Source organism: Ruminococcus sp. OM06-36AC (assembly GCF_003438725.1).
In the GTDB taxonomy this organism is placed as follows: domain Bacteria; phylum Bacillota; class Clostridia; order Oscillospirales; family Ruminococcaceae; genus Ruminococcus_C; species Ruminococcus_C callidus.
Genome location: NZ_QSTT01000022.1, coordinates 16,640 through 29,076 on the forward strand (window position 1 = coordinate 16,640; position 12,437 = coordinate 29,076).

The window sequence follows — 12,437 nt, forward strand, 5'->3', positions numbered from 1 at the left end:
TTCACCTCACTCTGTCGTATACAACGTATATGCTTCGCCAGTGACTACCTCCGACAATCCGTATACCACACTGCTGATCACTGCTTCGCCCTGATTGGCATAGACTTCGATCAAATTGGAGTCTACATAAATCTCCAGTTCACAGCCGTCCCTGAGTACCGGTGTTTCCGCAGTCAATCGATATTTGCCGTCTTTCACAAATACAGCAGAGCGATCTGTGAAAAGCTTGTCCTGTTCCCGCCAGATCCGGTATCCGCCAATGTTGATACACTCGCCGTTTTTCAGCGAGGTCTTTACCAGATAACCAGACTTTCCCGCCTGCTCCGGCGAAGAGATCTCCTTGGTAAAAGCGTCTTGGATATGCGGATGAGGACGGAAATAAATGCGATCGTTCTTCACAGAGACCACTCTTGGAATACACATCATGCCGTTCCACTTACCGTCTACTGCCTGCGGCATTCTCATCCATGCAATAACAACACGATTACCATCTTCATCAGTCGTACTCTGCGGGGCATAGAGATCCAGCCCATAGTCCAGAAACTGAACGTCATCTGCAAGCTGCATCGTTCCGGTCGCTTCATCGAATGTGGAGAACAGACAGATCGCTGCGGAATCATACGCTTTTCCATCGTTCAAAAAAGCCATGGGAGAAAACACCGTGATCCCCTTACCGTCCACCTCGAAATAGTCCGGACACTCCCACATCCAGCCGAAGTTGTCCTTTTCCACGTGATTGAGATACTTCCAGTTCTGCAAATCCCTGCTCTGATAAATCAGCAGTCTGCCCTTGTGGGCAACAGAGCTTCCCAGCACCATGTACCACGCATCTGTTCCACGCCATACCTTCGGGTCACGGGTGTGCGTTTTGCTGCCGATCTTATCTTCTGCAATCGTCGGAATGATCGTCTTCTTTTCTTGAAGGTTATCAAAAGTCATACCGTCCGCGGAAGAGATCATCATCTGTGCCGAGAGAAACTGATCGTTCCGACAGTGGTTAATGTTCTCCGGATCCTCCTCCAGATAGTTGACACCGGTATAGTACAAGTACATCGTTCCGTCCTGCTCCACAGCACTGCCGGAGAAACAGCCGCTGCGGTCATCGGTCTTGGTAGGATACAGGGCGATTCCCTTTTCCTCCCAGTTCACCAGATCCTTGCTGACAGCGTGTCCCCAGTGCATTCTGCCCCACTGCGGTGCGTAGGGAAAGCACTGATAAAACAGATGATACTGTCCCTGATACCAGATAAATCCGTTCGGATCATTGATCCAGCAATTCGGGGCTTTGAAATGAATTTTCTGCATAGTATCCTCCTAATTAGAAAAGGCTCTCTTCGGTTTGTGTATCAAAAAAGTGCATTCTGGACGGAACAAAGGCAAAATCAATGGTATCTCCGGGCTTGCTGATCTCATATTTGGATACTCTCGCCACCGAGGCAGTGCCACCGAAGTTAAAGTACAGGTTGTTCTCATTTCCCATAACTTCTACACTATCCACCGTTGCAGACATGATATTATCCTTGTAAAGATCCAGATTCTGCGGATCCAGCTTGATGTCCTCGCCACGTATGCCGAGAACCAGCGTTCCCTGTCTGCCGTTTAGTCTTGTCACAACAGATTCCGGCAGCTGCATCTTACTGCCGTCGGAGAAAGTCATGGTATTCCCTGCCACCTTTACTTTGTAGAAATTCATCTGCGGCGAACCGATAAATCCTGCCACAAACTTGTTTGCCGGATGCTCATACAAGTCCATCGGCTTGCCCACCTGCTGGATCACACCGTCTTTCATAATGACAATGCGGTCTGCCATAGTCATTGCCTCTACCTGATCGTGCGTCACATAAATGGTGGTACTGCCCAGCTGCCGGTGCAGCTTGCTGATCTCGCTTCTCATGCTGACTCTCAGCTTAGCGTCCAGATTGGAAAGCGGCTCATCCATGAGAAACAGCTTCTGATCCTTGACAATTGCACGTCCCAATGCCACTCTCTGCCGCTGACCGCCGGAAAGATTCTTCGGTTTCCGATAACGGTATTCCGAAAGTCCCAGAATATCGATTGCCCAGTCCACCTTCTTCTTGATTTCCGCTGCCGGTACCTTCATATTCTTCAAACCATAGGAAATGTTCTTTTCCACTGTCATGTGCGGATAGAGGGCGTAGTTCTGAAATACCATAGAGATGCCACGATCTCTCGGCAAAACTGCATTCATACGCTTTCCGTCAATGTAGAAGTCGCCGCTGGTGATTTCCTCAAATCCGGCAATCATACGAAGTGTGGTCGATTTTCCGCAGCCGGACGGGCCAACAAAGGCAATGAATTCACCTTCTTCAACGGAAAGACTGAAATCGGTTACGGAATTTTTATCTGCACCTGCATATTTCTTACAGATGTTCTTCATTTCAATAAAGCTCATAAGTTAACCCTCCTTGGAACCTGTGGAAACAACACCCTCTACAATCTGCTTGGAGAAAAGGGCATAGATGATAATAACCGGAATGGTAATCAGGGTGATGACAGCAAGCGTCTGTCCCATGGTTGTATTGTCGTTGGATGTGATAGAGTTCAAACCGATCTGAGCGGTCAGAAGATCGCTGGACGTGAACACCAGTGACGGCCAGAGGTAATCATTCCATACATTCAGGAATGTGAAAACACTGACAGTTGCAACGACCGTTTTGGACATCGGCAGCACCATTGTAAAGAAATACTTCACAGGATTGCAGTGATCCAGCTGTGCAGCCTCCCAGACATCATCGGGCAGGCTGACAAAAACCTGACGGAACAGGAATATATTAAACGGATTGACGATCATCGGAAGCACATAACCAAAAACGGTATTCAGCAGTCCCATTTTGGAAACGAACATAAAGTTGATGGTGATAATGGTTTCTGTCGGAATGATCATCAGCATCATGATGATCGCCAGCCATCTGTCACGAAACGGGAACTTGATCTTCGCCAAGGCATAGCCTGCCAGGCCGTTGACGATCACACCAGCCACGATCATGATTGCTGCATAGAACAGTGTATTCGCCATAAACCGGAGGAATCTTGTGTTGAACAAAATTTCCTTATAGTTATCGAAAAATCCCTTTCCCGGTGCGGGCGGAATAAATGCACTGACGGAATTCATATCTGCTGTGATCGCAGCGTCCGGTTTAAACGAATTTGCAATCATCCAAATGACTGGAAACAGAAAGAATAAGGACAGCACCAGCATTACTGCAACAAGGATTCCATTAGCGATTTTTTGCTTTTTTGTTTTCATGTTTCTCCTCCTTGTCCTTTGTCAAAAATGTTTGAATCATAGTGAGTATGACAACGAATACAGTAAAGACGATCGCCATTGCCGAAGCAAGTCCAATTTCCCAGTTTACCGTACCGGTTTCGTAAATATCATAGACAATGGTATAGGTCGAATGAGACGGACCGCCGCCGGTCATTACCATCGGCTGCACGATCATACGGAATGCACCAATGGTTACTGTGATAAAGACAAATACACAAAGCGGCTTCAGTTCCGGCAGTGTGATATTCTTGAATTTGCTCCAGCCGCTGGCGTGATCCATTTCCGCAGCCTCATAGAGTGCCGGATTGATTGCCTGTAATCCGCCGAGGAATATGATCATCTGATAACCGACACCCTGCCAGACACTCATCAGTGCAATGGAAGGCAGTGCCTGACTGGCACCGTAGATAAACGGCTGTGCATCAATGCCAAAGTGAGAGAGAATCGTGTTCAGAATACCCTCCGGACTATAGATCTGCATCCAGAGATTTGAAACAACTGCCAGGGACATGACCACCGGAATAAAAAATGCGACCTTGAAGTATTTCTTACAAACTGTGACTTTATTGATGAGCAGTGCCAGTCCCAATGCTCCCAGCGTTTGCAGCGGAACAATGATCAGTACAAACTTAACGGTATTTCCAAAAGCTGTGGTAAACAGGTCGTCCTTAAAAATGGTACTGAAATTTTCCAGTCCTACAAAATGTGTCAGCTTTGGATTTAATGCAAAATAATCTGTAAAGCTGTAAATTAATGTGAGTATCATCGGAATGAACAGGAACACCGTCATTAAAACCAGTGCCGGTCCGAAAAAAGCCATTCCGAGAATGGAATTCGATTTCTTTTTCATGTTATCTTGTGTAACGCTTGAGCTTTGCGTTGATCCTTTCTACAGATTTATCCATTTCGTTTGTGACGTTTTTGCCGCTCAATCCAACGTCCTCCAGAACCTGCTGGAACGATGTGCTGACCTGCGGATAAACAGGTGTTTTCGGTCTGGGATGACCGTAATCTCTCAGCTGTTCGTAAAGTGCCTTATAATTTTCGTCTTCCTCAAAAGTGGTAATCTGGTCATATGCCGCATAAGTGGAAGGCATACTCTTGGTTTTCTCATAGAGAAGAACGCCGCTGTCCACACCGCTCATCCATTTTACCAGCTCTGTAGCGGCTTCAATGTGTTCCGTTTTTGTAGTGGCAGCATAGGCCCAGGAACCAGTCGGCGTATATCTGCCGCCGTCCCAGTTGTCACTGACAATATACGGTGCAACGCCAAGGTCGATGTCACTATAGCTCTGATAGATCGTGTTGACTTCCCATGCACCGTCAAACTTGAACGCTGCACGTCCGCTTTCAAACAGGTTTTCAATGGGTGTTGCGGACATATACTTGTTTTCCACCAGTCCTCTGAAGTACTGGAACACCTCCGCATTTTTGTCCGAGTTGAAATACCCGTCTGCGGTAAGACCGTCCTCACTAATGAGATCGCCGCCATTGGACCAGATAAACGGAGCATAGTAATAAATGCTGGATTCGCCGACCGGAAAGGTCATGTCCAATGGATACCCGTTTTTGCTGTCCATGATCGGTTTCAGCTGCTCCAAAATATCCAGAAATTCCGAGAATGTCCAGGGGTGATCCTTATCGGGCACTTCAATTCCTGCTTCCTCCAGAATCGCCTTATTATAATAAAGACCTACGCTGGATTCCATGGCACCGAGTGCATACAGTTTGTCATCGACCGTTCCCTGATCCAGAATGGAATCCAGATAAGCCGATTTTTCTTCCTCGCTCAATTCGGCAAGCGGCTGAATAATGCCGTTTGCTGCATAGGCAGAAATATTCGGTCCGTCTACGGTGATGACATCAGGAAGATCTCCCGACATAACCGAAGCATTGATCTTATCCGAATAACCGCCGCCGCTGTCATTTCTCGGAATAAATTCAATGTCTGCAAAATAGGTTCCGTCATACTTTTCATTGAAGCGTTCCACCGACGCTTTATAAGCTTCGCCTTCCGGTGTGTCCTCAATGGTATGCACCCACATGCTGATGTACTGCTCTCCCTCATCATATCCCTTTACATCACCAGGCTTTACGGTTTTGCTGCATCCTGTAAGCGGAACTGCACTCGCCAGAATTGAAAGAGCCGTCAGAAATAATGGTAGCTTTTTCATCGCTGTTTCCCTCCGTTCTTTTTAAGTAACCGGTTACTTTACTGATTACATCATACCATGGAACCGGTTACTTGTCAAGACTTTTTCTGATTTTTGTAGCAATTTCTAAAAATCCTGAAAACGTTTTGTGCAATTCCACGAAACTGGTTACTTTACTGATTCTTTTATTGATTCAAAAACCGTTGTGTGCTATAATGAAGAGAGAAACAGGGAGCGTGAAAAATGGCGAAAAAAATGTAACCTTTGCAGATATTGTAGCATATACCGGCTTTTCCAAAACAACGATCTCCCGATATTTTAAGGCAATACCGCTGAGAAACTGGGGCAGAGTTTTGGGAGAATTGGAAATTATGTACCTCTTTTTGATGTTACTCCATTTGAAAACGAGTGGACGCGACGTGGTCCATGGATTCAAGCGACTTTCTGGGTTCTTACAAAAGACATGATAAAAAAAGTCAGACGTTTCAAAGCAGCCAAACATTGTGAGCCGTCTATTGAAAAATGAACTGCATTTTATATCGTGATATAAGTGCTGCCGTTAAAAAACGTAAAAAAAATTAAGCTGAAAAACGAGGAAGTGATATTGTGCATATCTGGACACTTGAGAATTGGAAATATAACTTCACAAACATTCAATCAAGAAGAAGCGGGCTTAGATTCCGTTTTACCCCTGACGTTAATACAGAAGTAAGAGGAGCGTGCCTGAAATTTGGAAAGTGGTTGAGAAAAGAGTATTTTTTTCCAATAAGGGTTCCAGTGTATGTGAAAGGGAAAAAATACATTAAGGCAATGGACGGCGAAATGGTATATGGTACTTTTTTCCAACCATATAACAAGACATATGAGCCATATATACGTGTGGCAACGGGGAGTTATACAGACAATTCGATAACATTAGGACGAGACGATGCTTTAGCTCTAATACTAGAAACAATAGCACACGAATTGACGCATTATTTTCAGTGGATTAACGATATTGGGCTCACAGAAATTGGATATGAGCGTCAAGCTTCTTCTTATGCTGATTACATTTTAGATGAATACGCCAATGTAGTTGACCATCCTTAAAAAAATCAAGAAAGAATCAAAACCAATATCCAGCGGTCTGGATATATCTGCTAAAATAAAACTGAGTCAGTATGAGAAGCTGGGGCAGAGTGCTTGGCAAGCTGGAGATCATGTACCCCGACAGACAGACTGACTGTTGGAGAAACTTGACAAATTACGGTATTTATTTTAATACTGTAAAAAATTGAGCGGCTGTTCTTCAAGCCGCTCGCAATATCGTTTTTTGTCACTGTTGTTGAATTTACAGAAATTTTTTCGCAGAGCCCCGCAATTCTGGGCAGAGGTCAGGAAAGTCCTGCCTGATTATGAAAAGCAGAAATTATGGCTGAAAGAACATGGTGATTAAATTATGATGAGAATGATGCTAGTACATTGATAAAAAGTTGTTTTAGTCAAAAGGAGAAAATTATGAATATCAGAATTATGACAATTGAAGATTATGAAAAGGTATATACATTGTGGCTTTCCTGCGAGGGAATGGGATTGAATAACTTAGATGATTCAAGAGATGGTATTGAAAGATTTTTGAATAGAAACCCTGAAACTTGTTTTGTTGCTGAAAATGATAATAGAATTGTAGGTGTAATTATAGTCGGAAATGATGGACGTAGAGGATATATTTACCATACGGCAGTTGATCAAAATTATAGACATAACGGAATCGCAACTAAACTTGTTAATAAGGCTATATCTGTGCTGAAATCAATTGGCATCAATAAAACTGCTTTGGTGGTTTTTGACAGGAATACAGTGGGTAATTCATTTTGGGAAAAGCTTGGATTTACAGTACGTGATGATTTAATTTATCGTAATCTGACCATGGTAGATATGATAAAAATTGATACATAAAAAGGTTAACTATTATAAAAATTATATTTGTCTGACACGGAACATATGCCACAGTCCCATGGCAGAGTTTAGGGCAACACCGCATAATCTCCACCTACAAACAAAACCACCCAGCAAAATGCTGAGTGGTTAGAGAAATGTTCCATTTTCCATCGCAAAGGCACACTGAATTAGACCGTCAGAGATTTTCTGGCAGCCAGATACAGATTCGCCAATGCGAACATAATATTCAATGTCACAATACCGCCGGCCGCTTTTGCCCATTTCAGTGCAGTTTCCATGGTATTTCGATTTTCATAAACCTCAGTAAGGCAGGCTTCTGACGCATCGTTATCATTGATGTTCGGTGAATATGCCAGCATTTCAAACCCGCGGAGCAAAGGCTCTTTTCCCGTTTTGCTTTTGATATAGTCAATTCCCTCCATCGGATTTGTCTGGGTATGCTGTCCGGTGATGATCGCTTTTCCTGCGGTTTCTGAAAGAAAATTCAGAAGTACTTTTGCTTTTTCTGTTGCATTGGGATTGACTGTGTTTTGCATGAATCATACTTCCCGTCATGTTTTTATACGCATTTGAAAAATGGAGAAACTGGATTTCCGCTTTCTGTAAACAAGGCTGCCTCACCAAAATTGTACCAGGCATATTTGACGGCAGATGGAAACTTAACTGCGGGATTTGATATGCAGAGCATATTTCCGTGAATTACGTCTGCCTTTGCAGGATAAAATAGATTGTCTTCTCCAGAAATTTCAAAAGGGCAGCCATTCGCTGTCTGCATAACCAATTTTTCATGCAGATGATCAAATGTCACATATAGCTTCCCATTGTCTGAAAACAGCTGTGCCGCTGTTGCTGTGATCGTTCCCTGCTTGTCGTATACCAGATTTTTCGCAAGCTGAAACAAACGTTCTCCCGGTGTTTTTTTATCCAATGGATGAATATTGTCATATTCGCCGCAGTCTGCCAGAGAGATCATGCCGGTATTTTGAATCATCATGGAGGCAATGTATTGCTGTTCTCTCTGCAATGCCCAATAACTGTCATCTTTTTCACCGTCTGCAAGATACATCGGCAGCTGAACAAACAAAAACGGCAGATTCCAGTCATTCCAATCCATTCGCCATTGTTTTACAAGCATCAGCATCATATCCGAATAATCTGCGTACCGCTGCACGTCTTCTTCTCCCTGGTAGTATAAAAATCCACGCAGAGAATAAGGTGCTATACGCCGAATCATTGTTTCATGAAGTCCATTGGGACGAAACGGCGACTGCCACCCAACTGGCTGCGGCCACGGACATTCTCCGCAAATTTTATGGATTTCTTTCCACGATGCCTGAGGATCTTTCTGTTTTACTTCTTCTGTGCTTTTTAACCAGTGCTGATATGCACAGTTGTATTCTTCCATTTCTTTTGTATACTGCTGAGAAGATTTTTCTCCTACAAGAGCAGCATATTCTTCCAAATAATTCTTTCCGCTTTCCAGTTTTGCAAGCTGTTCTCTGCTCATCCAACAGGTAATGGAACTTCCGCCCCAATAGCAATCTATGATACCTACGATGCAATGCAGCGTTTCTGAAAGACGGCTTGCAAAATAAAACGCTATAGCGGACATTTCGCCCACATTCCGGTTATCCGCAATCTGCCATGTGCTGTTTTCTTCCTGCTCTTTCTGATTTTCATCCAGCATAGAACATTTCGGCACTTGATAAAACCGTATGTTTTTTCCACTGTATTCCTCAGAAATCTTGATGCCGTTTTCACTGTCTTTCAATGCCAGTTCCATGTTGCTTTGACCGCCGGCAAGCCAGACTTCTCCAACAGCTACATTTTGAATCACAATGGATTCCGCTGTATCTGATGCCACAAGTGTATAACCTGCTCCGGCACATAATGGCTGTAAAGCAATTTTCCATGAACCATCAGCACAAACCATGGTATCCGCAGTAGCTGTAAAAAGCGATACTGTCACAATAGTGCCGGGCGTGCCTGTCCCCCACACTTGTATCGGCTTGTTTCGCTGTATCACCATATTGTCCTGAAATATTCCTGCTAATTTTAACATAACTATATCTCCTCATAAATTTGAGGCAATACCGCACAAAGCCGTCAGGCGAGTTTTATGCGGTATTCCTCTCAGAACCTGTCTTCACAAGCGTATACATGTGTCTTGTGAAGACAGGTTCTCAATTTTCTCCTGTTACGATACTGCTGAAAGCCGGTGAACCATCTCAATGCACATTCTGCCGTTGTGATAAGGACATTTCCAAGCGTGTGCCAAAGCCTGATTTGGCTTTGTGGTGTTGTCAGGAGAAATATCTTCGATCCATTCTCCTGTTTTTTTGTCAATCACATATTTCTGAATGTAATTCCAGACACCTTCTGCAATTTTTAAGGCAACACCGCACAAAAAGCGTCTGGCGACTTTGCACGCCATCTGCATACGTCAGATACGAAACAGACTCTCATATTTCACAAAAATGCTCGTGAATACATCCAGTATTCACTCCGCTTTTTGTTTCATCTGACGAAAAATTTGACGACGCATCTGTCGCACAATCTTTGTGCGGTATTGCCTTGATTCTATTTTACACCTGTCAGGTATCCTGTTTCTATGAAATAGAACGCAAAAAATTGTACAAACCGATTATTTGCGGATTGACGAAGGCGACTGGTTTATGGTACAATACAGATTGGGAGGAACGGCAAATGAAACTTTTTGAATATATTGACTTTATGCAGCAACCTTATGATATTTTCTATACAGACAGCACGCATTCTTCGCTGCACTGGCATTATTACAGTGAAATTTTATATATTATCAGAGGCTCAATAAAAATTGTATGCAACAACAAAGAGAAAATTTTGAAAAAAGGTGATGTGTGTTATTGTTATCCGCTTCAGCTTCACGAAGTCAGAAAGAACAAAAATGAAACCGATGAAATAAAGTACGCAGTTATAAAGTTTAACATTCACACCGTTCACATTCCAAAAGCCTATCTGCAAAAAATGTATGATTATTTTGTGCGTCGGACAGCAGACAACGATTTCTGCCTGGTGATAAACGAAGACAAATCTCACGAAACCATTGGAAATATCATTTCTCACATTGTCGCAGAATACGAAAAAAAGGATGCTATGTATATGTTTGCAGTGCAGTCAGGAATTCACATGCTGCTGATTGAAATTGCAAGAAACGTTGAAAAATCCGGCATCATGCAGCGGGAAAAGCATACAGACATCAGCCTGTCATGTTATCATATTCTGGAATATATTGATACGCATTCTGCTGAACCGCTGGAGGTACAGCAGCTGGCAGAGATGTGCCATATGAGCTACTCCAATTTTGCAAGACTTTTTCGGGAAAATTATGGCCGTTCCTGTAAGGAGTATATCAAGTATATTCGCTTGAACAAAGCACAGGATCTCTTGCTGAACTCTGATTATGATCTGGATTATATTGCTCAGGAAACCGGATTTTTTGATTGCAGCCACTTTATCCGAACCTATAAAAAATGGCGTGGAATCACACCAAAACAAGAACGAATGCAGAACAGAGAAGTTCTGTGACCATACAAAAAAAGCCGCCTGGAGTGTTCTAAGGCAATACCGCACAAAGATTGTGCGGTATTGCCTTATATGCAGTGAGAAAAGTGATACGCTTTGCCGCAAGCCCTCCCAACGTACAGGTTTATGAAAAAAGCGGCAGCTTATCAAAAAGCCACCGCTTTTCAAAGAAACAAAACCTAAAAACCATTGGAACAACATGAATTTTCAGAAGCTTCTTTTCATCTGCGGCTTGGAACAGAGCCGCAGAGATTTATTGCAAATGATTCTTCCCATTGGGGAGAAAATCATTTTTTACTTTGAAAAATCCCACGAAGATAGTTATAAAAATGCGGCTGAACGCTAGATGAATCATGCCCTCCATCAGAAACAGAATGCCAGAGATGCTCAATTCCATTTGCAGACAAGATATTGTGATAAACAGAAGGCTGTGAGCCAACTGTACCATCTTTCCCACCGCCGGTAATCATGATCAGATTCGGCATCTGGTATGCCGGTTTCAGCTGATTTTCCTGCAGCTGACCGGGGTGCATACTCAAATCTGTTCCAGGTGTCAGTCCTGGTGCAGGACAGGCGGCACCCACATAGCCAAACAGATCTGAACGGGTCAAGCCGATGAACAGCGATTCTCTCGCACCCATGGAAAACCCTGTAATTGCAGTGTTCTCACGCCCGGTCTTCACGGAGAAATTCTTTTCGATATACGGCATCAGATCGTTTGTCAGATCATTGATAAAGTTGTCATAATTCAATGAATTCTCCAGATTTAATCCATCGCATGCCTCTTTGGTTTTGCTGGTGTAGATATATGGAAAAACAACGATCATCTTTTCCGCTTCGCCATTTGCATTCAAATTGCCCAGCATGGTACGGGCACTGCTCATAGCTGCCAAAGAATCCTCTGTTTCCCAATAACCATGCAGTGCATAGAGTACTGGATAGGTTTCGTTTTCATTGTAATCAGCCGGCAAAAGCACATTCACGTTGACATTTCGTTCCCGTGTTGTGGAATAGTACTGATATTTTTTCAGAGTACCGTAAGAAACGCCAGTTTTTTCTTCCGTGATTCCTGCCGGGGCGTATTCTGTCATCATATTTTTTACCTGTTCCATATATGCAGTTGGATTCGTTTCATCAGAACCCGCACTGCTTTTTGAGAATGCTGTGATTTTTCCCAGCAGATAATCCTGAATCAGCTGGAGGTCTGTACCGTCTGCACTGCCGCTCTGGTCTACGTCTGCTGCCAGACGTGCTGCATTGCCGGAGAATGCACCGGAAACGCCCTGTCGTGCCAGTGCCAGATCTATGCCGTTAATGACACCGTCTGCATTGACATCGCCCAGATGAAACGGCTTGGATTCCCCTGCACCGAGGATGGACGTTCCACCCACAGCACCGATCGCCTCGTCCAGATAGAAGTTATTTGTACTTTCTGCAGTTTCCACATACAGCACCATATTCGTGGCATCTTCCGGAATCTGATAGTTTTT

11 protein-coding genes are annotated in these 12,437 nt (G+C 43.7%); 3 read left to right on the forward strand and 8 right to left on the reverse strand.

Annotation, left to right across the window (positions count from 1 at the left end):
• Window positions 1–6: 6 nt before the first annotated feature.
• Genes DXB92_RS11375 through DXB92_RS11395 form a run of 5 tightly spaced genes read right to left on the reverse strand, consistent with a single transcriptional unit; the run spans window position 7 to window position 5,463 of the window.
• Complete coding sequence (locus DXB92_RS11375; protein ID WP_117733936.1) at window positions 7–1,305, reverse strand: glycoside hydrolase family 32 protein; 1,299 nt, start codon at window positions 1,303–1,305, stop codon at window positions 7–9.
• A gap of 13 nt (window positions 1,306–1,318) precedes the next feature.
• Entirely contained in the window at window positions 1,319–2,413 is a 1,095-nt protein-coding gene (ugpC, locus tag DXB92_RS11380; protein WP_117733937.1) for a sn-glycerol-3-phosphate ABC transporter ATP-binding protein UgpC, read from the reverse strand.
• A 3-nt stretch (window positions 2,414–2,416) separates the two neighbouring features.
• Window positions 2,417–3,268 (reverse strand): carbohydrate ABC transporter permease, encoded by an 852-nt coding sequence (locus DXB92_RS11385; protein ID WP_022410224.1) that lies wholly within the window; start codon window positions 3,266–3,268, stop codon window positions 2,417–2,419.
• The gene (locus DXB92_RS11390) at window positions 3,240–4,139 is read right to left on the reverse strand and encodes a sugar ABC transporter permease (protein WP_117733938.1); all 900 of its coding nucleotides are present in this window, start codon (window positions 4,137–4,139) and stop codon (window positions 3,240–3,242) included. The genes DXB92_RS11385 and DXB92_RS11390 overlap by 29 nt, the downstream gene beginning before the upstream one ends.
• 1 nt (window position 4,140) lies before the next feature.
• Window positions 4,141–5,463, reverse strand: a complete 1,323-nt coding sequence (locus DXB92_RS11395; RefSeq protein ID WP_117733939.1) for a sugar ABC transporter substrate-binding protein — start codon at window positions 5,461–5,463, stop codon at window positions 4,141–4,143.
• A gap of 585 nt (window positions 5,464–6,048) precedes the next feature.
• Between DXB92_RS11395 and DXB92_RS11405 the strand changes: the two genes are divergently transcribed.
• Entirely contained in the window at window positions 6,049–6,531 is a 483-nt protein-coding gene (locus tag DXB92_RS11405) for a hypothetical protein (RefSeq protein ID WP_181977047.1), read from the forward strand.
• A 408-nt stretch (window positions 6,532–6,939) separates the two neighbouring features.
• Window positions 6,940–7,380, forward strand: a complete 441-nt coding sequence (locus tag DXB92_RS11410) for a GNAT family N-acetyltransferase (protein ID WP_117733942.1) — start codon at window positions 6,940–6,942, stop codon at window positions 7,378–7,380.
• Window positions 7,381–7,550: 170 nt separating this feature from the next.
• Here the strand turns inward: DXB92_RS11410 and DXB92_RS11415 are convergent, their stop codons facing one another.
• The gene (locus tag DXB92_RS11415) at window positions 7,551–7,919 is read right to left on the reverse strand and encodes a glycosyl hydrolase (protein WP_117733943.1); all 369 of its coding nucleotides are present in this window, start codon (window positions 7,917–7,919) and stop codon (window positions 7,551–7,553) included.
• A 23-nt stretch (window positions 7,920–7,942) separates the two neighbouring features.
• On the reverse strand, window positions 7,943–9,445 hold the full coding sequence (locus DXB92_RS11420; RefSeq protein WP_117733944.1) for a sialate O-acetylesterase: 1,503 nt from the start codon (window positions 9,443–9,445) through the stop codon (window positions 7,943–7,945).
• Between the two features lie 497 nt (window positions 9,446–9,942).
• Between DXB92_RS11420 and DXB92_RS11430 the strand changes: the two genes are divergently transcribed.
• Window positions 9,943–10,950 carry an AraC family transcriptional regulator gene (locus DXB92_RS11430; RefSeq protein ID WP_242986658.1) on the forward strand — a complete coding sequence of 336 codons (1,008 nt, stop codon included), beginning with the start codon at window positions 9,943–9,945 and terminating at the stop codon, window positions 10,948–10,950.
• Between the two features lie 284 nt (window positions 10,951–11,234).
• Here the strand turns inward: DXB92_RS11430 and DXB92_RS11435 are convergent.
• A partial coding sequence (locus DXB92_RS11435; RefSeq protein ID WP_242986659.1) for an alpha/beta hydrolase-fold protein occupies window positions 11,235–12,437 on the reverse strand: 1,203 nt, incomplete at its 5' end.